Here is a 20,929-nt window from a genome sequence, read left to right on the forward strand (position 1 = left end):
CTGTTTTTTTAAAAGATCATCAATGATTTTGATTGGTTTTCTATTTCGCTTTTACCAGAGTTTTAATTAACGATAGTGTTCAAAAAAAAATAGCACCAAACCCTTGATTTGATGCTATTTCTATGAAAAACAAATTAATTTTTATGAGCTTACTCAAGGCCCATCTAACTTAAATCAATATTTTGTGGTAAACCTTGGCTTACCGGATTTATACTTTTTTTACTTTGGCGCAGTTTGGATTCATCTAAAGGATAAATAAATAGAAGTGCGCTTATAATAACAATATTCTTTAAAATATACTGTCCTACTAGGGTGAGTACAAATGGCCCACCCGAAAAGGACACATCGGGAAAAAAGAGAGGCACAAAGGTGAACAATAAATGTAAAAGCGCGGCCGTAATAGCAATGCGCAATTTTATATCTAAAACGAGCATCAGTCCAATAAGTACTTCAAAGGTTGCTAAACATAAAAAGCTAAACTGCGCAGGAATAAACCCCAGGGTTAAAAAGTTTATAGTTTGTTTAGCCAGAGCATCAGCCGGACTTAGTTCCGGGAAAAATTTTAACATACCAAACCACAAATAAATAATGCCAATACTTATGGCAATTAAGCGGTATTTATTGATATGAATGATAATCCGGCTCATGATGGCTTTATTTTTAATGCTAAACTACAAGGTTTAAACCTGGGTTTAAGCTATCGAAAAGTAAAAAAGATTAATAAAAGATTAATTAGATTAATAAAAAGTTAATTCGTGGTTGCGACCGGTTTTTTTAGTAATATAGTGGCTGTTTTGAGTAAGCGCAGTATATATATCGCCATTTTCGTACTAAGTATCATCACTTTATTTGTGGTGCAATACCAGTATTTAAAAATCGGACTCAACGTGGCCAAGGTTAAATTCAATCGGGATATCGGCACGTCGAGTCAGCAGATCAAACAGGAATTAGGGGCAGAAACCCAGCTCACTTTTTTAATCGGACGTGCTTTGGTGAAGGATGATCGGTATTTTGACCTGAGTCTGGACAGCATGGAAACCGCCTCGAAAACTTTTTTGGATGATTTCATTAAGTACCGTTTGTCGCTTAACGGCATCAAAACCGATTTTTCGTATCGTTTGTTTACGCGCGATAGTACGTATTATTTAAAATCGGCACACAGTTTTGCTCCGGAAACCAAACTGGAAACCTATCCGATCCTATTAACAGGATATTTACCAAACCTGGTAGACAAACAGGTGATTCTGGAACTTCAGTTTAAAGACCTGAATACCTATTTTCTTTCCCAGCTAAACGGCTTAACCATTCCAAGTATTTTGTGTTTACTGGTGATTATCGTGATATTTATTTGGGTATTGCGCTCGGTATATTGGCAGCATAAAGTGATCACCACAACGAATACCTTTATTAACAATTTAACACACGAATTAAAAACGCCTGTGTTCTCCATTGGGTTAGCCACTAAAATATTAGAACCTGAAGTTCCTGAAAACAAAAAGCAATTCATTAGCATCATAAAACAGCAAACCGAACGCCTCAATAAACATATAGATAAGGTTTTAGAGCTTGGCAAATTGGAGTTTCAAAAGAAGGTCTTTAAAACAGAGGCCGTTGACTTTTATCCTAATTTGAAAAAACTTTGTGAGGATTTTGAAGCCTTGTCACAGCTACAGAACATTCAGTTTAGTTATCATCTTGAAGGGGAAGCCTATCCTATAAAAGCTGAACCTACACATTTAGAGAATGCGCTAAGTAATATTTTGGATAATGCTCAAAAATACGCTGATGATCCTGTGATTAGATTGGAGTCAAAAACGACTAAAAACACCTTGGAGATTATGATTTCTGATAATGGGATCGGGATGAGCAAAAAGGAAAAATCGCTTATCTTTAAAAAGTATTACCGGGTGGATGAGGGGAATTTACACAAAGTGAAAGGCTACGGCCTCGGACTCAGTTATGTGAAGGATATTATCAAAAAACATAAAGGCAAAATTAAAATTGAAAGTACACCGGGAAGCGGTACCAGTATGACCATAATAATACCATTAAATCATGGCCAGTGAGAAAGACAAAATAATGCTACTTGAAGATGATGAAACTCTGGGCTACTTGCTGCAGGAGTATCTCAATATGAACGATTTTGAGGTTTATTGGGCAAAGACCGGAGACGAAGGCTGGAAAATGCTGGAGCAGAACAGTTACGACCTTGCTATTCTTGATGTGATGTTACCGGATATCGACGGCTTTAGTTTCGCTAAAAAAATAAATGCTGTTAATCCTCATTTACCTTTTTTATTTCTCACGGCACGCTCTCTGAAAATAGATATTCTAAAAGGATTTTCATTGGGTGCGGTCGATTATTTAAAAAAACCCATTGATGAAGAGGTTTTGGTGGTGCGTATCAAAGCCTTGTTGTCACGATTAAAAAGCACTGTTGATACTCAGGACGATGGCAACACTTTTACCCTGGGTAATTATACCTTTGATGCGGCCAACCAGCAATTACATTTTAAAGATGAGGTAACCACTTTAACCAAACGTGAGAGCGAACTACTACACTTTCTGGTAACCAATAAGAACCGTATTTGTACCCATAAGGAGATCTTAAATCATTTATGGGGTAAGAATGATTATTTCAATCGTAAAAGCCTGAATGTCTTTATCACGCATTTGCGGAAATACTTAAGTAAAGATTGGACGATTAAGATCGAAAATATTCACAACCGCGGTTTTATTTTAAAAACAGAATAAAGCATCTACTCATAATTCGGTTAAATTAATTTGTAGGAAAACCTCAGGTTTTTTGAGTAAATTGGAATACAATTTTAAGTCACTTTTTTTGAACCATTTAACACCACCGCAATGAACAAAAAAATTCTTTTTTTTATTATCGGCTTAGGATTGAGCCTGTTTTCTTTAGATGGCCATACTCAGGATGCTGCCTTCGATTTTTCAAAAATTGATGTTTACAGAGAGGCCAAAAGTAAAGCCTTACCGGTCCAGGATTTGGATAGTGTTTTTTCTGAAAAAGAACGAAAAACACTTTCAAAAATGCTTATCAAATACCACAATAAATCTACCAATGTTATTGTGGTGGTTACAGTCGATAGTATTGCACCATTTCAAGATGCACGTCAAATGGCAACAGCTTTGGGGCGTTATTGGGGCGTGGGTCATAAAGAAAAAAATAACGGACTCATAATGCTGCTTTGTAAACCCTGTAGAAGTTTTGGAATTGCGACTGGTGACGGGACGAGAAAAACTTTGACCGACAGTATTTGTATGAAAACAATGGAGGAGGTTATTTTTCCACAGTTAAAAAAAGAGGAATACTTTAAAGGTATCAAAGAAGGTGCAGAAACCTTAATGCAACACTGGGATGTTGGTAATTAATTCCTAATCGCGTAATTCCAACAAGCGACTTACATATTTACCCAAAACATCAAATTCTAGGTTCACTACAGTACCTTTTTTAAAGGTATTGAAATTGGTATGCTTGTAGGTGTAAGGGATGATGGCCACACTAAAGTGGTCTTTCTGCGAGTTCACTACCGTAAGACTGGTGCCATTTACAGTTATCGAACCTTTTTCGATGGTTACATTATTTAAATTACTGTCGTAACTAAAGGTAAATAACCAACTGCCTTGGGTTTCTTCAACTGCTTCACAAACCGCCGTTTGATCAACATGGCCCTGTACAATATGGCCGTCTAATCGGTCACCGAGCTTCATGGCGCGCTCCAGATTTACCACATCGCCTGTCTTTAAAGTGTTTAGATTAGTTTTATTTAGGGTTTCTTGGATAGCCGTAACCACATATTCATGATCTTTTATGCTTACAACAGTTAGACAAACACCATTATGGGCGACACTTTGATCTATTTTTAGCTCAGGCGTTATAGCACTTTTTATGGTGACATGAAGATTGTCCTGCTCCGTTTTTAAATTGGTAACCACTCCTAAATCTTCAATAATTCCTGTAAACATAATTTTCTCTGTTTATTTGGTTAAATTTGCACATCAAAATTACAAACAAAAGTTGTCATTTTAATGAGTAAAACTGAAAATATAATCGTGGGGATCTCCGTTGGAGACCTTAATGGCATTGGTGGTGAAATTATTTTAAAGACCTTTGAAGATGCCAGAGTATTCGATTTTTGTACGCCCGTTGTTTTTGCCTCTATAAAAGTGATGAACTTTTTGCAATCGCATTTTAACTCGGAGATCACGCTAAACAGCATAAACAATGTCAATCAAATAAAGGACAATCAACTTAATGTGTTCAATGTTTGGAATGAACCGGTTACGATCAACTTTGGACAAGAAGATCTCAATATTGGGGCTTATGCCATAAAATCGCTTGAGGCAGCTACTCAGGCTTTGAAAAATGAAGATATCGACGTGCTTTTAACGGCACCTATCAGCAAAAAAACCATTCAGTCCGACACTTTTAAATTCCCTGGGCATACCGATTATTTAGCGCAAGAACTGGGCGGAAACAGTTTGATGTTTATGATCACAGACACCCTGCGTGTTGGTTTGTTAACCGATCACGTTGCTGTTAAAGATGTGTCGAAAGCCATTACGCCGGAGTTGATACAAAATAAAATTGACACGGTGTATACCTCATTACAAAAGGATTTTGGTATTCGCAAACCTAAAATAGCGGTGTTAGGTATTAATCCGCATACAGGGGATAGTGGTGTTATTGGAACGGAAGATGACGATACCTTGCGACCAACCCTTCAAAAAATAAAAGAATCCGGAAAACTGGTGTTTGGTCCTTATGCGGCAGATAGTTTTTTCGGCTCGAATAACTATAAGAACTTTGATGCGATCATCGCTTCGTTTCACGACCAGGGTTTGATCCCATTTAAAACCTTGTCCTTTGGTCAGGGTGTAAATTACACAGCAGGATTATCCCGCGTAAGAACATCGCCTGATCACGGAACCGCCTTTGAGATTGCCGGAAAAGGACAGGCGGATAACAACTCCTTTAAGGAGGCCTTATTTGCAGGAATTCAGATTTTTAAAAATCGAAATGAATACGCTGAGTTAACGGCAAACCCTTTAAAAAAACAGTCAAAAAAAGGATAAACAAAAAAATGTTTATTCCTAAGGCAGCGTAAATAAAAATTTATATATTTGCAGGCTCAAAATAGATGCGAGAATGAAGCCACTGAAAATGTACACCATTCCGTTTGTGGGATTAAAAATTGGAAAGCATCACTTTGAATATGAGATAGACAATACGTTCTTTGAGTATTTTGAATTTGATGATTTTAATAACGCCCAATTAAAAGTAGCGCTAACACTTGATAAAAAAAGTGCCCATTTAGAGTTGCATTTTGATATTTCGGGAGTGGTAAACGTAAATTGTGACAGTACCAATGAACCTTACGATCAGCCCATTTCAAACACATTTGATCTGGTAGTGAAGTTTGGTGATGAGTACAACGATGATTATGTTGATATTTTAATGGTGCCACACGGTACTTTTGAAGTCAACGTTCAACAATATATTTATGAAACTGCTGTTTTAGGGGTTCCTGCCAAGCGCATGCATCCCGGTATTGAAGATGGTACATTAGATTCAGAAATATTAAAAAAACTCGAAGAGTTAAGTCCAAAAGAAAAGGACGATAAAGACAAAGATTCGGAGGATATTGATCCCCGATGGAATACTTTAAAGAAATTATTAACGGATAAATAATATAACATGGCACATCCTAAAAGAAAAATCTCTAAAACAAGAAGAGATAAAAGAAGAACACACTACAAAGCAACTGCGCCACAGATTGCGACATGTCCAACTACAGGAGAAGCACATTTGTATCACAGAGCGCACTGGCACGAAGGAAAGTTATACTACAGAGGTCAAGTATTGATTGACAACTCTGAAGAGATTGAAAACGTGGCCTAAAAGCTACACGCATAAAATAAAGCGCTCACTTTTGTTGGGCGTTTTTTTTATGAACTAATTTTAAATCGCTATAAAAACATTAAATTTGTATAATTTTAGGCGAAAAATTAGTAGTTTTCCGCAGAATTTGATCGTTTTTGGTCAAATTCTAATGATTTTTAGTCTATTTAACTATAAATTATGAGTAAAATCTCAGCAGCCATTACAGCTGTAGGTGCCTATGTGCCGGAATACGTGTTAACCAATCAGATTCTAGAGACTTTGGTTGATACGAACGACGAGTGGATTACCACCCGAACCGGTATCAAAGAGCGCCGCATTCTTAAAGATGAAGGCAAAGGAAGTTCTTACTTAGCCATCAAAGCCGCCCAAGACCTTATCGATAAAAAAGGAATCGACCCTAAAACCATAGAGTTGGTTATTGTTGCTACAGCTACACCAGATATGAAAGCCGCTTCAACGGCCGCTTACACCGCATTTCATATAGGAGCAAGCAATGCCTTTTCATTTGATCTCGATGCCGCCTGTTCCAGTTTTTTATACGGCATGTCCGTTGCCGCTAAATATATTGAATCGGGCCGCTACAAAAACGTATTACTTATTGGTGCCGATAAAATGTCGTCAATGATCAATTATAAAGATCGGGCAACCTGTATCATTTTTGGTGATGGCGCCGGTGCTGTATTATTTGAGCCCAATGAAAAAGGTTTTGGCTTACAAGACGAATACTTGCGCAGCGACGGCTCAGGGCGCGAATTTTTACAAGCCACTTATGGTGGATCTTCATACCCGATCACGGCTGAAGCCATGGAATCGGGAAAACAATATGCGTTCCAGGAAGGACGAACCGTATTCAAAAACGCCGTATTCAATATGGCTGATGCTACGGTAAAAGTATTAGAGCGTAATCATTTAACCAAGGATTCTGTCGATTGGTTGGTGGCTCATCAAGCGAATAAACGTATTATTGATGCCACGGCACAACGGATCGATCTGGAAGAGGAAAAAGTGATGATGAATATTCACAAGTATGGAAATACGACATCGGCCACTTTACCGTTATTATTAAACGATTACGAATCACAATTAAAAAAAGGAGACAATTTGATCTTTGCTGCTTTTGGCGGCGGATTTAATTGGGGAGCCATTTACCTAAAATGGGCATATAATTCAAATAGCTAACCAAGAAAACTAACGCGTATAATTATGGATATTAAGGAAATTCAAAATTTAATAAAATTTGTAGCCAAGTCGGGTGCAAGTGAGGTTAAATTAGAAATGGATGATATAAAGATCACCATAAAAACCGGTTCAGACTCTGAAACAACTATTGTTCATCAAGTACCAAGCGCCGCTCAGGTACCTCAAATGCCTCAAATGGCAGCACCACAACCGGCCGCAGCACCAGAGCCTGCAGCCGCGCCAGCCGCAGACGCAGCTAAGGGGGGTAAAGACGATGACTCAAAATACATTACCATAAAATCCCCAATTATTGGAACTTTCTATAGAAAACCTTCACCAGACAAACCGTTGTTTGTTGAGGTTGGCCAGACCATCGCCGAAGGTGATGTGCTTTGTATTATCGAAGCCATGAAATTATTTAACGAAATCGAATCTGAAGTATCAGGTAAGGTCGTTAAGATCCTTGTTGAAGATTCTTCACCGGTAGAATTTGATCAACCCTTATTTTTGGTTGACCCGTCATAACATTTAAAAATTCCAAAACACAAATCTCAGAATCCTATCGTGGAATTTGGAGCTTGGAATTTGAATTTTTAAAACACCAGTTATGTTTAAAAAAATATTAATAGCCAACAGAGGTGAAATAGCACTACGTGTTATCAGAACCTGTAAAGAAATGGGCATTAAAACCGTGGCGGTTTATTCTACTGTAGATGCTGAAAGTTTGCACGTAAAGTTTGCCGATGAAGCCGTTTGTATCGGCCCCGGACCAAGTAGCGAGTCTTACTTAAAGATGTCCAATATTATAGCCGCAGCCGAAATCACTAATGCAGATGCCATTCATCCCGGTTACGGATTTTTATCAGAAAACGCTAAGTTTTCAAAGATCTGTGGAGAACACGGGATAAAATTTATCGGAGCTTCACCAGAAATGATCGAACGCATGGGTGATAAGGCCAATGCAAAAGCCACTATGAAAGCCGCTGGCGTACCTTGTGTTCCCGGAAGTGACGGTGTTATCGAGACTTACGAACAATGTAAAAAAATCGCCAAGGAAACCGGATATCCGGTGATGTTAAAAGCCTCTGCCGGTGGTGGTGGTAAAGGAATGCGTGCCGTTTGGAAAGAAGAAAATCTGAAAGCCGCCTGGGAATCAGCACGACAAGAAAGTAAAGCAGCCTTTGGTAACGACGATATGTATATGGAAAAGCTCATCGAAGAGCCCCGTCATATCGAAATACAGATCGTAGGCGACTCCCGAGGGAAGGCCTGTCATTTATCAGAGCGTGACTGCTCCATCCAGCGTCGTCATCAAAAGTTAACCGAAGAAACGCCATCGCCGTTCATGACGGATAAATTGCGTAAAAAAATGGGTGATGCAGCCGTTAAAGCTGCAGAATATATTAATTACGAAGGTGCCGGAACCATAGAGTTTTTAGTAGATAAACATCGAAATTTCTACTTTATGGAAATGAACACCCGTATTCAGGTTGAGCACCCGATCACCGAACAGGTTATAGATTTCGATCTTATCCGTGAGCAAATATTGGTAGCGGCGGGTGTGCCTATTTCAGGTAAAAATTACATGCCTAAATTACACTCTATCGAATGCCGAATCAATGCCGAAGATCCATATAACGATTTCCGTCCATCACCGGGTAGAATCACCACGCTTCATGCGCCGGGTGGCCACGGTGTGCGTCTAGACACTCATGTATATGCCGGCTATACCATTCCGCCAAATTACGATTCAATGATCGCTAAGCTTATCACCACGGCACAAACCCGTGAGGAAGCCATAAATAAAATGAAACGTGCTCTGGACGAGTTTGTAATCGAAGGTATCAAAACCACGATCCCGTTCCATCGTCAGCTTATGGATCATCCAGATTATCTGGCGGGTAATTACACCACGAAGTTCATGGAAGACTTCAAAATGAAAAAAATAGAGGTCGACGAAGATTAATAAACTAGAAACTCCGGAAGTTAATTTCGGAGTTTTTTTTTGGCGTTACCCCTACTGCGTCAGGGTCGGGCTATCCGTTACAAGTCCTCGTTCGTACCTCGCTGTGGGCTTTCCACTACCATCCCTAACGCGGGCTTCTTTGCCATGTTTCTTTTATGTCATTCAGAGCGACATGAAATGAAGCGAAGAATCTCAAAGGATCAATTTAAATAAGATTCTTCCTCCGCTGAGCTCCGTCTGAATGATAGCAGGAATATTATTCATAAGATTACCACGTCGCTGCGCTCCTCGTAATGACGTTTCAACCCGTCCTTCCTGCAATGATAAGTCCTCCAAACAATCAAAAGAAAAGAGTATTTTAGTGCCATGAATTTATCCTATTGGGAAATACAAACCTGGCTGCAAAACATTGATGTTACCATTATTGGTAGTGGCATCGTTGGCTTAAATTGCGCACTGCAACTTAAACAAAAACAACCTAGGGCCAATATTCTGGTACTCGAAAAGGGGATGCTACCCCAAGGCGCGAGTACCAAAAATGCCGGCTTCGCCTGTTTTGGGAGTTTAAGTGAGATCATCGAAGACCTCAAAACCCACACCGAACAGGAAGTGATGCAGCTCGTTCAAAAGCGTTTAGACGGATTACAACTGTTGCGTAAAAATTTAGGCGATACAGTTATTGGATATCAACAACATGGCGGCTACGAATTATTTACCAAAGCAGACACCGAACTTTACGAAACTTGTTTAGCGCAGCGCGATACCATCAACAAGATACTTCATTCGGTCTTAAAGGATCAGGTATTTCATGTAAAACCGAATGGCTTTAACTTCAATCACATTCAGGAAAATCTTATTTATAATCCTTTTGAAGGTCAGATCCACACAGGAAATATGATGGAAGCCCTTTTGCGAAAAGCACAAAGCGCAGGCATTAAAATATTAAACAATTGTAAGGTTGAAGACTTTTCCGAAGATGCTACCGGTGTTCATATAAAAACAAATGAATTTAATTTTAAAACCTCAAAATTGTGTATTGCAACAAATGGTTTTGCATCGCAATTATTGAGTGAAAACGTGAAGCCTGCACGTGCTCAGGTACTCATCACGAAACCCATTAAAGACCTGCATATTAAAGGCACTTTTCATCTCGATAAAGGCTTTTATTATTTCAGAAATATTGATGATCGCATTTTGTTCGGAGGTGGTCGTAATCTTGATTTTAAAGGTGAGGAAACAACGGAGTTAGCACAAACAAAACGTATCCAAAACGAACTCGAACACCTTTTAAGAACAACCATTTTACCACAAACCGATTTTGAGATCGATCACCGTTGGAGCGGCATAATGGGTGTAGGGTCTAAGAAAGAAGCTATCGTGAAACCCTTGTCTGAACACGTATTTTGTGGCGTACGGCTTGGCGGAATGGGTGTGGCTATTGGTAGTTTAGTGGGAAAAGAACTTGCCGATCTGGTAACTCAAAACTAGTATCTGATGACTATTCGTGACACCTTATTTCAACACTGTGAAGCCTACATTGAGGAACGCCTTCAAACCATTCAAAAGCACATCGATGATATCCAGGAAGCTCTAAGCTCTGAAACCAAAAGTTCGGCGGGTGATAAACATGAAACCGGTCGTGCTATGTTGCAGTTGGAACGTGAAAAAGCCGGAAATCAACTGGCGGAAATTGAAAATATGCGCTCTCAACTGTCGAAATTAAAAGCCTATAAAAGCTTGGATAAAGTTGGTGTGGGGAGCGTGGTGTTTACATCGCAGGCCAATTATTTTATTGCGATCAGCGCAGGCGTTCTTAAAGTAGACCACACGGCTTTTTATGCTATTTCACCGGGAACACCTATTGCTCAGGTATTGCTTTCAAAAGAAGTGCATGACACGGTTCAGTTTCGAGAACAAAATTTTACGATTACGCGAATTCTTTAAATTCAAATCACTTTTTCCAGACATACTTCAGTGCCTTTTTCCAGAGCCCTTTTGTGCTCAAAAAAAACTTTATCCTGACCGGCAAGTCCTTCTATTAAATAAAACGGACCCTTATAATAACTTTTATTAACCGTCACTTTTAATTTAGATTTTGGAACAACCTGTAATTGATGTGCATATATCAGTTGTCCATCGATGAGATTAAATTCGTTGAAAAAGGCTGCGATAAGTTTGTTCTCAGGATTCTGGTAAAGTGCTTTTGGAGTGCCTTGAGCCATGATCTTATGGTCATGAATCACGATCATATCATCGGAGAAGGCCATAACATCTTCTTTATCATGGGTTGCCACAATGCAGGTGATGTTCTTTTCTTTGAGATACGCAAATAAGTTGCGCCTCAGACTCTGCTTTTTAAAGTTATCAATGTGGCTAAAGGGTTCATCCAGTAATAAAATTTCAGGTTGTTTTGCAATGGCGCGAGCAATGGCTACCCGCTGTTTCTGACCACCGCTAAGCAACTTTACTTTAGTATCGGCAAAGGCTTCCAACTCAACTACATTTAGTAATTCTTGGGTGCGCTCCTTTTTCTTTTCAGGAAAAAAGTTGGATAAATATTCACCAATATTTTCAGCCACAGAGGTGAAAGGCATCAGATCAAATTCCTGAGCTACATATTTCATAAATTCAGGTCCGATAATCAGGTTAAATTTAGGACCCAAAACCTCCTGATCCTTCCAAAATATCTGACCTTCATTGAGGTCGTAGGTGCCATAAAGGAGTTTTAATAAGGTACTTTTCCCCGAGCCACTTTCACCAATTATGGCAAAGTGGTTCCCTGCCGCTACGTCAAAACTCAGGTTTTTGAGTACCGGAGCTGTATCGTAAGAAAAGGTCAGATTTTTTACTTGTAGCATCCTGTTTTTATGTTGTGCTTAATATAAAAAAAATCTGCCCAAAAGGAGCAGATTTTTAGTATTCGAATTGAAATAACCTTATAAGGTCTCAGCATTATCAGGAAGTGTACTGTAACCCATGTTATATAAAGTAAAACTGAACATATCGGCGTACAACGCGATTCTTTTGTTTACTGGTGTTCCGGCACCATGACCGGCATCCGTTTCTATTCTAATCAACACCGGATTACTACCGGTTTGTTTGCTTTGTAATTCAGCGGCAAATTTAAAACTGTGTGCGGGAACTACACGATCATCGTGATCCCCCGTGGTCACTAAAGTTGCAGGATAGTCCACACCGGATTTTACATTATGTACCGGAGAGTATGCTTTTAAATATTCAAACATTTCTTTACTGTCCTCAGCAGTACCATAATCATAAGCCCAACCCGCGCCTGCTGTAAATTTGTTGTAACGCAACATATCCATAACACCCACAGCTGGTAAAGCCACCTGAGCCAGATCCGGACGTTGGTTCATTACGGCACCTACCAATAAGCCACCATTAGAGCCCCCGCGAAGCGCCAAATGTTGGGTATCTGTATAGTTATAAGTTTTTAAATATTCGCCGGCAGCGATAAAATCGTCGAATACATTTTGCTTCTGCATTTTAGTTCCGGCATCATGCCAGGCACGACCATATTCTCCGCCACCTCGTAGGTTTGGTACAGCGTACACGCCACCTAACTCCATCCAAACAGCATTTACAATGTTGAAAGAAGGTGTAAGGCTTACATTAAATCCGCCATAACCATACAATATGGTTGGGTTTTTACCATGAAGCTTTAAGCCTTTTTTGTAGGTGATGATCATAGGAACTTTGGTCCCGTCTTTTGAGTCATAAAATACCTGTTTACTTTCGTATTGGCTCGAATCAAAATCGATATTTGGCTTATTGTACAATTTTGTTTCTCCCGTTTCTACATTATAACTGTAAATACTACCAGGGGTATAATAATTGGTAAATGAGAAATAATCGAGTTTTTCTTCTTTCTTTCCTCCAAAACCAGAGGTCGAACCAAGACCGGGAAGTTCCACATCACGAATAAAATTCCCGTCGTAGTCGTATTGTTTAACGGTACTTAAAGCATCGATCATGTAACTCGCCATGATATAGCCTCCGCAAGTGCGCGCGTTCAAAACGTTTTCGGTTTCCGGAATAAGATCTACCCATTGATCGGGCGTTGGGTTACTAGCATCAACGGTTACCACGCGTTTGTTTGGTGCGTTTAAATTTGTTACCAGATATAATGTACTCCCTACGTTGTCGAGGACTGTTGTTGAGCTATTAGTATCATCTAAAATGGTTACAAACTCGCTATCAGGGACACTCAGATCTTTAATATAAAGTTTGTTACCGGAGGTCGATGTTCTTGGATTCAATATTAAATAGCGATCGTCCTCAGTAACTGTGCCGTAGATGTAACGGTGTTTTTCCTCTGGAGTACCACCATAGATTAATTGATCGTCTTTTTGTGATGTTCCTAATTTATGGTAATATACTTTGTGTTGATCGGTTTTTGCCGATAGCTCACTACCTTTAGGTTTATCGTAACTGGAATAATAAAACCCCTCATTCTTATACCAGGACAGGGTACTAAACTTAATGTCCTTTAGGGTGTCTCCAACAATGGATCTGCTTTCAACATCCATGATCATAACTTTGCGCCAATCGCTCCCACCTTCAGAAATGGAATACGCCAGAATTTTTCCGTTTTTTGAAAAACTTAGGTTACCCAGAGATATCGTCCCATCCTCGGAAAACGTGTTGGGATCTAAAAATACTTCGGCATCGCCATCTCCTTTTTTCCGATATAGCACACTTTGATTTTGTAAACCTGAGTTCTTGTAAAAATAGGTATAGTCACCTTCTATGAATGGTGCACTAATTTTTTCGTAGTTCCAGATTTCCGATAAACGGTTTTCCAGTTTACTTCTTATCGGAAGCTGGTTCAAGTAATCAAAAGTTACCTTGTTTTGTTTTTTAACCCAGGCTTCGGTTTCAGGGCTTCGGTCGTCTTCCAACCATCGGTAAGGGTCTTTTACCTGTTCGCCAAAATAGGTGTCAACGGTATCAACGGTCTTCGTCTTAGGGTAATTCAAAGTAATGGTATCTGTTTTGGAATAATTTGATTTACATGAAGCCAAAGCCGCTACTGCCAGTAGCAGAATTAGTTTTTTCATAGCTATTAATCTTTTTTTTGTAAAAATAAGCAAAAAAGCTCTTATTTAAAACATAAGAGCTTTTTGAAGTTAGCCTATCTTAAAAGGACTAAACTAGACTATTTTCAACTAAATATTCGGCAATTTGAATGGCATTAGTAGCGGCGCCTTTTCGTAAATTATCGGCAACGATCCACATGTTCAACGTGTTGGGTTGCGTTTCGTCTCGACGAATTCGACCTACAAATACATCATCTTTATCGTGCGCATAAATTGGCATCGGATAGGTATTGGTATCCGGGTTGTCCTGAACAACCACACCGGGAGTTTCGTGTAACATTTTTCGAACGGCATTCAACTCAAAATCATTTTCAAATTCTACATTTACAGATTCTGAGTGGCCACCTGCAGTTGGAATTCGAACCGCTGTTGCGGAAACCGAGAAAGAATTGTCGTTAAATATTTTTTGTGGTTCGCGGGCCAACTTCATTTCTTCTTTGGTATAGCCATTCGCTTCAAACACATCGCAATGCGGTAAAGCGTTTCGACCAATTGGGTAAGGATAAGCCATTTCACCTTCCACACCGGCAATTTCATTCTCTAACTGTTGTACTGCTTTCACACCAGTTCCTGAAACAGATTGATAGGTAGACACGATAACGCGTTTCATTTTAAAAGCCTTATGTAAAGGCGCTAAAGCCATGACCATTTGAATGGTGGAGCAGTTCGGGTTCGCTATTATTTTGTCCTCTTTCGTAAGTTCTCCGGCATTAATTTCCGGCACGACTAACTTTTTAGTGGGATCCATGCGCCAGGCAGATGAATTGTCTATCACTGTAGTTCCAGCTTCCGCAAATTTAGGAGCCCATTCTAAAGAGGTGCTTCCTCCGGCTGAAAAAATAGCAATGTCCGGTTTTGCAGCCACAGCATCAGCCAGACCGATCACGGTATGTGCTTTACCTTTAAAATTAAGGGCCTTGCCAACAGAACGTTCTGAAGCCACTAATAATAATTCCGTTACCGGAAAATTTCTTTCTTCTAAAACTTTTAGCATCACTTCGCCAACCATACCTGTGGCGCCAACAACAGCTACTTTCATATGTTTATGTTTATTGTTTTTAAATAGGATTTCTTGCGGCAAAACTAATTATTAATTCCAATTTAGACTGTAAAAAAAGACCTCAATTCCTGGAAATGAGGTCTTTTTAACAACAAATAACACGATGTTATTTATTTAACAATAAGTTATTTTTTAAGCAAGTCTCTAATTTCAGCCAAAAGCTCTTCTTGTGTTGGACCTGCCGGAGCTGCCGGAGCGGGCTCTTCTTTCTTCTTCATTCTATTGACTCCTTTTACCACCATAAACATGACGAATGCAACAATAATAAAATCGATTAAGTAGGTTGCAAACTCTCCGATTAGGATAGCAACTTCGCCTTCCATAACACCATCGGCATTAGCAACACCTTCTTGAATAACCCATTTGATATCCTTGAAATCGGCTTTAAACATTAATCCGATAAGTGGTGAAACAATACCACCGGTGAAGGAGGTTACTACTTGCTTGAAAGCAGCACCCATAACGAAACCAACTGCAATGTCGACAAGGTTGCCTTTCATTGCGAATTCTTTAAACTCTTTAAGCATAATTTTTGATTAATAGTTAGTGATGCTCTAAAAATACTAAAAAAGTTGGTAGGTTTTATCCTATCGTAAAAAAATGCGTTTCACACGCTGGGATATAGCGGTAATTATTTCGTATGAAATGGTTTTTGCTGTTCTGGCTAAGTCTTCAGCAGTATTACTGGCATTAAATACGATGACCTCATCACCTTCCTTGCAATCAATATCAGTAATATTTACCATGATCATATCCATACAAACATTGCCTACGATTGGGGCTCGCTTTCCGTTTATAATAACATAGCCTTTGCCTTGTCCATATTGACGACCAATACCATCGGCATGCCCAATGGGTAGCGTTGCGGTTCGCTGGTCTGAGTCACTCACAAAAGCACGATTGTACCCTACGGAATCGCCTTTTTTGATGGTGTGAATTTGAGAAATTACGGTTTTGAGCGATGCTACAGGTTTAAAATGCTTGTTTTCTTTTACGGAATTCCCAAATCCGTAAAGCCCGATACCACTACGAACCATATCAAAATGTGCTTCAGGATAGTTTAAAATTCCTGAGGTATTGCTCATATGAAGCATGGGTTGGTACCCTAATTCATCACTTAGCAGCTTTGCTAAATGCTTAAAGGATTCGATCTGTTGTAACGTAAACGCGCGTTCGTTCAGATCTTCACTAGCCGCTAAATGCGAAAAGAGCGATTTTATTTTTAAGACTTTTGATTTGATAATTTTTGATCCGATAGTAGGGATGTCCTTTTCAACGAAACCCAAACGATTTAAGCCGGTATTGAATTTAATATGCACGGGATAATCTATTTGCCTTTCGGTCGAAGCGACCTCCAAAAATGCATTTAAAATTTTGGTGTTATACAGGCTAGGCTCAAGGCAATAATCTATAAGTTTTTTTAAGTTCGCCACCTGTGGGTGAAGTACCAAAATAGGTTTTTTAACCCCGGCATCACGCAGTAAAACACCTTCGCTAACATAGGCTACTGCAAAATAATCGACACCAGCGTCTTGTAGTTCTAAGGCAATTGCTGTAGAATCACTGCCGTAGGCAAATGCCTTTACCACAGCTAAAAATTTAACTCCGGAATCTATTTGTGATTTTAAATAGTGAAAGTTTTCCCGTAGCGCCTTCAAATTAATTTCAAGCACTGTTTCTTGTGCTTCAGGCATTGGAATCTTTGGGTTTAGGCGTTGTTTCCTTTTTTGAGGTGATTTCTTCAGCATCGTTAACCTTGATCTGACGCACCTTATCACGGAGCATCGCCTTAAAGAAAGCTGCACGACTTAAAGGTTCGTATTCATCAACCTCACCAAGTAATACCAAATTGTCACTTTTCGCTTTGCGATAACTGTACTGAGCTAAATTTCCGGTACGGGTGCAAACAGCATGGACCTTGGTTACATATTCGGCAGTAGCCATAAGGCTAGGCATGGGCCCAAACGGATTGCCTTTAAAATCCATATCGAGTCCGGCCACGATTACCCGAACACCTTTATTGGCCAGATCATTACAAACGCGTACGATTTCATCATCAAAAAACTGTGCCTCGTCAATACCTACCACATCACAACCATCCGCTAAAATCGGAATGTTGGCAGCCGCAGGCACCGGTGTTGATCGAATTTCATTAGCATCATGAGACACCACCATATCCTCATCATACCGCACATCCAAAGTGGGCTTAAAAATCTCAACTTTTTGTCGGGCAAACTGCGCGCGTTTCAAGCGCCGGATTAATTCTTCGGTCTTACCAGAAAACATCGAGCCGCAAATGACCTCAATCCATCCAAATTGTTCTTTATGATTTACGGTATTTTCGAGAAACATTTCGTAATTTTAACACTAAGTTGTAGCAATTAATCGTTTGTATAAAGGAAGCGTAAATTTAGTAAAAAACAAAAGCCTATTGCGCATTAATTTCAAAATAATATACCATGAAGAAGAAGCTTGAATCGGATTTAATCAATATTGCCCACAGAATTTTGAAATTGGAAGGGAAGGAGGATGTTATTAAAATGCATGCTGAAGTTCAGGCACTTTATGAGATCCTTTCAGTACTTAAATTTGGGCATGAAAATTTTGAAGGAGACCTGTCTAAGATCGGAGGAGAATCCTCGTTTTTTAGCATGTTAGGAACAGCGTTCAATAATAAGGTGAGCGATAATATTGAAGTTGAAGATCGCATTTATGTGAATCTGGATGAGGTGACTGAAGATAACATAACCGAAACTAATATGGTGAAGATAAAAAACATGCTTAAACATATGCCAAGTGATGATGAGGGGCGCAGTCCGGTATTTCAGGAACCTATAAAAGAGAAGGAAAAAAAAGTACATCATTTGGATGATCTTACCTCTGGATTTGAAAAAATGCCCGAATTTGAACCGGCAGATCAGGAGAGTCGAAAGGGAAATGAAAAGAAATCGTTGAATGACAAGATCAATAAAGGACGTTTTAATATCGGCCTTAATGATAAAATTGCATTTATAAAACATTTATTTAATGGGAGTCAAACGGATTACGACCGTGTGATCTCCCAATTGAACACATCAGCGAATCGGGATGAAGCGATGACCTTTATTGAAGACATGGTTAAACCCGACTACAACAATTGGGATGGGCAGGAAGAACTGGAAGCCCGATTTATTGAAATTATTGAAAGTAAGTTTGAATAAATGAGCAAACTTTACCTAGTTCCCACACCCATTGGAAATTTGAAGGATATCACCCTAAGGGCTTTGGAGGTTTTAAAGGATGTTGATCTTATTCTTGCTGAAGATACGCGAACTTCAGGCAAACTTTTGAAACATTTTGAGATCAATACACCCATGCACTCGCATCATATGCATAATGAGCATAAAACGGTTGAGGGCATCGTTCAAAAATTAAAAAGAGGAGCAACTATAGCGCTTATTAGTGATGCGGGCACACCTGCCATTTCTGATCCCGGATTTTTGCTTTCCAGAGCTTGTATTGAAAATGATATAGAGATTGAATGTTTACCCGGAGCCACAGCCTTTGTTCCGGCTTTAGTGAATTCCGGTTTCCCCAACGATAAGTTTGTTTTTGAAGGTTTTCTACCTGTGAAAAAGGGACGCCAAACACGACTAAGCTTTTTAGCAGAGGAAACCCGGACGATGATCTTTTATGAAAGTCCCCATAAACTTGTAAAAAGCTTGGGTCATTTTTGTGAGTATTTTGGCGACGACCGACCAGTTTCGGTGTCACGGGAGTTAACAAAGCTCTATGAAGAAACCGTGCGAGGCACTGCGAAATCAGTTTTAGAACATTATACCCAAAAACCACCCAAGGGTGAAATCGTGATTGTGGTAGGTGGAAAAAAATAAAAATGACAATGAATTACAGAACTTTAGGAAAAACAGGACTGGAAATATCTGAGATCAGTTTAGGAACCTGGCAAGTTGGAGGAAAATGGGGTAGTCCGTTTGATGAGAAAAAGGCCGAACGGATTATTAATACTGCCATTGATAAGGGCGTGAATTTTATCGATACGGCTGATGTTTACAGCGAAGGCCTGAGTGAGCAAACCGTTGGAAAGGTCGTACGATCGCGTTCTGAAGAGGTTTATATTGCTACGAAATGTGGGCGTCAATTAAACCCTCATACCAATACGGCTTACACCAAAAAGGCACTACGGAAGTTTGTTGAAGACAGTTTGAAAAATTTAGGTGTAGATCGTATTGATTTAATTCAATTGCATTGTCCGCCAACAGAAGTGTATTATCGTCCGGAAATTTTCGAACTTTTTGATACGCTCAAGAATGAGGGCAAAATCAGAAATTATGGCGTGAGTGTCGAGTTGGTTGAGGAGGCTCTAAAGGCTATTCAATACCCCGGTGTGAGTACTGTGCAGATCATTTTTAATATGTTCCGTCAGCGTCCTTCGGAGTTGTTCTTTCAAGAAGCGAAAAAGAATAATGTGGGCGTTATTGCCAGAGTACCTCTGGCGAGCGGACTGCTTACCGGAAAGTTTACAAAATCGACCACATTTGACAAGGACGATCACCGTAATTTTAATCGGGATGGTGCCGCCTTCGATAAAGGAGAAACCTTCTCAGGGATCGATTATGATTTGGGCCTCGACGCTGTAGCTGCCCTAAAAGATATTTTTGGTCCGAATGAAAACCTTGTTCATAAAGCCTTACAATGGATCCTTAGCTTTAAGGAGGTTAGTTGTGTTATTCCCGGAGCGTCGAGCGAATCTCAGGTTATTTCAAATTTAAAAACCCTTGAAGCAAAACCGCTAACGATAGAAGAAATTAATAAGGTGAACGCGATCTATGATAATTTCATCAAAGAAAGCGTGCATCAGTTGTGGTGAATTAAATTTTGGGAGCTTCCAACTCGGCAAAGGTTTGTAAAGATTGCATAAATTTTTGGGCTTCCATGGGGTTGGCCTTCATATCGATGCGATTAATTTCGTTTTCGTTGTCATCTAATTCGATCAAATAAGAGGTTTCTCCATCCTCAAACATACGCACAAAAGCTTTTAAACTTCCATCTTCATTGTAAAATTTCACTGCCTCAAAGTTATCATAGGTTGACGAGATCAATTCCATATATACCTTGCCTGCTTTGACTTGTTGCGTGATTTTGCGTCCATTTTTTATGAACATTTGCGATTGAATTTCACCTATTGCATCATAAGTCAACGACTCTACAACTTCCTCATCTTTTACTTTAGATTCCGTTTGAACAGAACCATTTTCTGTATAGGTTATTTTCGTACCATAAAGTTTGCCGTAGGCATAGGAGGCTTCCGTTTTTAATGTGCCATTCAAGTAATATGTTTTCTTTTTTCCATGAAGTTTTCCATCCTTGTATTCTCCGATGGAAAAAATTTCTCCATTGGAATGAAAAACCAAATAATCACCGTTTAAGATGCCTTTTTTGACTTCAAATTCTTCCCATTTTTGAAACTTATCACCTACAACGTAGTATCCATCCATGAGTTCATGGGATTTGGAATCACGGTAAACCCCGATGCCATTAAAATTATCGGTATAATACGAATTACGAGGTATTAACTTAAAATCTTCATCAGAAGATTCCTCAGCTTTTTTACATGAAAAAACACTTAAAGTCAGCCATATGATAACTAGGAGATTTGAAATTTTTAAGGGCATGAT

The 20,929-nt window shown here is 39.3% G+C and carries 23 protein-coding genes; 14 read left to right on the top strand and 9 right to left on the bottom strand.

What is annotated here, in order from left to right:
* Window positions 1-164: 164 nt before the first annotated feature.
* The gene (locus tag V8G61_RS14170; RefSeq protein WP_394876538.1) at window positions 165-647 is read right to left on the bottom strand and encodes a doxx family protein; all 483 of its coding nucleotides are present in this window, start codon (window positions 645-647) and stop codon (window positions 165-167) included.
* A gap of 108 nt (window positions 648-755) precedes the next feature.
* On the opposite strand from V8G61_RS14170, the gene V8G61_RS14175 reads away from it, so the two are divergent.
* The 3 genes from V8G61_RS14175 to V8G61_RS14185 all read left to right on the top strand — a co-directional run bounded on the left by V8G61_RS14175 (window position 756) and on the right by V8G61_RS14185 (window position 3,396).
* Complete coding sequence (locus tag V8G61_RS14175) at window positions 756-2,066, top strand: sensor histidine kinase (protein ID WP_394876539.1); 1,311 nt, start codon at window positions 756-758, stop codon at window positions 2,064-2,066.
* Window positions 2,056-2,754 carry a response regulator transcription factor gene (locus V8G61_RS14180; protein WP_394876540.1) on the top strand — a complete coding sequence of 233 codons (699 nt, stop codon included), beginning with the start codon at window positions 2,056-2,058 and terminating at the stop codon, window positions 2,752-2,754. Before V8G61_RS14175 ends, V8G61_RS14180 begins: the two co-directional genes overlap by 11 nt.
* Before the next feature lie 111 nt (window positions 2,755-2,865).
* The gene (locus V8G61_RS14185; RefSeq protein ID WP_394876541.1) at window positions 2,866-3,396 is read left to right on the top strand and encodes a TPM domain-containing protein; all 531 of its coding nucleotides are present in this window, start codon (window positions 2,866-2,868) and stop codon (window positions 3,394-3,396) included.
* Window positions 3,397-3,399: 3 nt separating this feature from the next.
* On the opposite strand, the gene V8G61_RS14190 is transcribed toward V8G61_RS14185, so the two are convergent.
* Window positions 3,400-3,990 carry a riboflavin synthase gene (locus V8G61_RS14190; RefSeq protein ID WP_394876542.1) on the bottom strand — a complete coding sequence of 197 codons (591 nt, stop codon included), beginning with the start codon at window positions 3,988-3,990 and terminating at the stop codon, window positions 3,400-3,402.
* A gap of 63 nt (window positions 3,991-4,053) precedes the next feature.
* Here V8G61_RS14190 and pdxA point away from each other — a divergent pair, with 63 nt between their 5' ends.
* The 8 genes from pdxA to V8G61_RS14230 all read left to right on the top strand — a co-directional run bounded on the left by pdxA (window position 4,054) and on the right by V8G61_RS14230 (window position 11,018).
* On the top strand, window positions 4,054-5,100 hold the full coding sequence (pdxA, locus tag V8G61_RS14195; protein WP_394876543.1) for a 4-hydroxythreonine-4-phosphate dehydrogenase PdxA: 1,047 nt from the start codon (window positions 4,054-4,056) through the stop codon (window positions 5,098-5,100).
* Between the two features lie 73 nt (window positions 5,101-5,173).
* Window positions 5,174-5,716 (top strand): YceD family protein, encoded by a 543-nt coding sequence (locus tag V8G61_RS14200; RefSeq protein ID WP_394876544.1) that lies wholly within the window; start codon window positions 5,174-5,176, stop codon window positions 5,714-5,716.
* 6 nt (window positions 5,717-5,722) lie between these two features.
* Window positions 5,723-5,926: a 50S ribosomal protein L32 gene (rpmF, locus tag V8G61_RS14205; protein WP_109352001.1), complete on the top strand. Its 204-nt coding sequence runs from the start codon at window positions 5,723-5,725 to the stop codon at window positions 5,924-5,926.
* Between the two features lie 180 nt (window positions 5,927-6,106).
* The gene (locus tag V8G61_RS14210) at window positions 6,107-7,108 is read left to right on the top strand and encodes a beta-ketoacyl-ACP synthase III (protein WP_394876545.1); all 1,002 of its coding nucleotides are present in this window, start codon (window positions 6,107-6,109) and stop codon (window positions 7,106-7,108) included.
* Window positions 7,109-7,132: 24 nt separating this feature from the next.
* Complete coding sequence (gene accB, locus V8G61_RS14215; protein WP_394876546.1) at window positions 7,133-7,633, top strand: acetyl-CoA carboxylase biotin carboxyl carrier protein; 501 nt, start codon at window positions 7,133-7,135, stop codon at window positions 7,631-7,633.
* Between the two features lie 82 nt (window positions 7,634-7,715).
* A complete protein-coding gene (accC, locus tag V8G61_RS14220; RefSeq protein ID WP_394876547.1) occupies window positions 7,716-9,074 on the top strand; it encodes an acetyl-CoA carboxylase biotin carboxylase subunit in 1,359 nt (452 codons plus the stop codon).
* A 366-nt stretch (window positions 9,075-9,440) separates the two neighbouring features.
* The gene (locus tag V8G61_RS14225) at window positions 9,441-10,562 is read left to right on the top strand and encodes an NAD(P)/FAD-dependent oxidoreductase (protein WP_394876548.1); all 1,122 of its coding nucleotides are present in this window, start codon (window positions 9,441-9,443) and stop codon (window positions 10,560-10,562) included.
* A 6-nt stretch (window positions 10,563-10,568) separates the two neighbouring features.
* A complete protein-coding gene (locus V8G61_RS14230) occupies window positions 10,569-11,018 on the top strand; it encodes a 3-oxoacyl-ACP synthase (protein ID WP_394876549.1) in 450 nt (149 codons plus the stop codon).
* A gap of 2 nt (window positions 11,019-11,020) precedes the next feature.
* Here the strand turns inward: V8G61_RS14230 and V8G61_RS14235 are convergent, their stop codons facing one another.
* The 6 genes from V8G61_RS14235 to V8G61_RS14260 form a co-directional block, all read right to left on the bottom strand.
* A complete protein-coding gene (locus V8G61_RS14235; RefSeq protein WP_394876550.1) occupies window positions 11,021-11,932 on the bottom strand; it encodes an ABC transporter ATP-binding protein in 912 nt (303 codons plus the stop codon).
* Between the two features lie 78 nt (window positions 11,933-12,010).
* Window positions 12,011-14,155 (bottom strand): prolyl oligopeptidase family protein, encoded by a 2,145-nt coding sequence (locus tag V8G61_RS14240; RefSeq protein WP_394876551.1) that lies wholly within the window; start codon window positions 14,153-14,155, stop codon window positions 12,011-12,013.
* Between the two features lie 88 nt (window positions 14,156-14,243).
* Window positions 14,244-15,233, bottom strand: a complete 990-nt coding sequence (locus V8G61_RS14245; protein ID WP_394876552.1) for an aspartate-semialdehyde dehydrogenase — start codon at window positions 15,231-15,233, stop codon at window positions 14,244-14,246.
* Between the two features lie 146 nt (window positions 15,234-15,379).
* Window positions 15,380-15,781 carry a large conductance mechanosensitive channel protein MscL gene (gene mscL / locus V8G61_RS14250; RefSeq protein ID WP_394876553.1) on the bottom strand — a complete coding sequence of 134 codons (402 nt, stop codon included), beginning with the start codon at window positions 15,779-15,781 and terminating at the stop codon, window positions 15,380-15,382.
* Between the two features lie 60 nt (window positions 15,782-15,841).
* The gene (gene alr / locus V8G61_RS14255; RefSeq protein WP_394876554.1) at window positions 15,842-16,948 is read right to left on the bottom strand and encodes an alanine racemase; all 1,107 of its coding nucleotides are present in this window, start codon (window positions 16,946-16,948) and stop codon (window positions 15,842-15,844) included.
* Window positions 16,941-17,606, bottom strand: coding sequence for a thymidine kinase (locus V8G61_RS14260; RefSeq protein WP_394876555.1), 666 nt, complete (start codon window positions 17,604-17,606; stop codon window positions 16,941-16,943). Before V8G61_RS14260 ends, alr begins: the two co-directional genes overlap by 8 nt.
* Window positions 17,607-17,713: 107 nt before the next feature.
* On the opposite strand from V8G61_RS14260, the gene V8G61_RS14265 reads away from it, so the two are divergent.
* From V8G61_RS14265 to V8G61_RS14275, 3 genes are read left to right on the top strand one after another with little or no spacing between them, the layout of a single operon-like run.
* Window positions 17,714-18,454 carry a hypothetical protein gene (locus tag V8G61_RS14265; protein WP_394876556.1) on the top strand — a complete coding sequence of 247 codons (741 nt, stop codon included), beginning with the start codon at window positions 17,714-17,716 and terminating at the stop codon, window positions 18,452-18,454.
* Entirely contained in the window at window positions 18,455-19,126 is a 672-nt protein-coding gene (gene rsmI / locus V8G61_RS14270) for a 16S rRNA (cytidine(1402)-2'-O)-methyltransferase (RefSeq protein ID WP_394876557.1), read from the top strand.
* An 8-nt stretch (window positions 19,127-19,134) separates the two neighbouring features.
* The gene (locus V8G61_RS14275; RefSeq protein ID WP_394876558.1) at window positions 19,135-20,121 is read left to right on the top strand and encodes an aldo/keto reductase; all 987 of its coding nucleotides are present in this window, start codon (window positions 19,135-19,137) and stop codon (window positions 20,119-20,121) included.
* A 1-nt stretch (window position 20,122) separates the two neighbouring features.
* Here V8G61_RS14275 and V8G61_RS14280 read toward each other — a convergent pair whose 3' ends face one another.
* A complete protein-coding gene (locus tag V8G61_RS14280; RefSeq protein ID WP_394876559.1) occupies window positions 20,123-20,926 on the bottom strand; it encodes a toxin-antitoxin system YwqK family antitoxin in 804 nt (267 codons plus the stop codon).
* Between the last annotated feature and the right edge of the window lie 3 nt (window positions 20,927-20,929).

This window comes from Gaetbulibacter sp. M240 (assembly GCF_043876815.1).
Taxonomy (GTDB): Bacteria; Bacteroidota; Bacteroidia; order Flavobacteriales; family Flavobacteriaceae; genus Gaetbulibacter_A.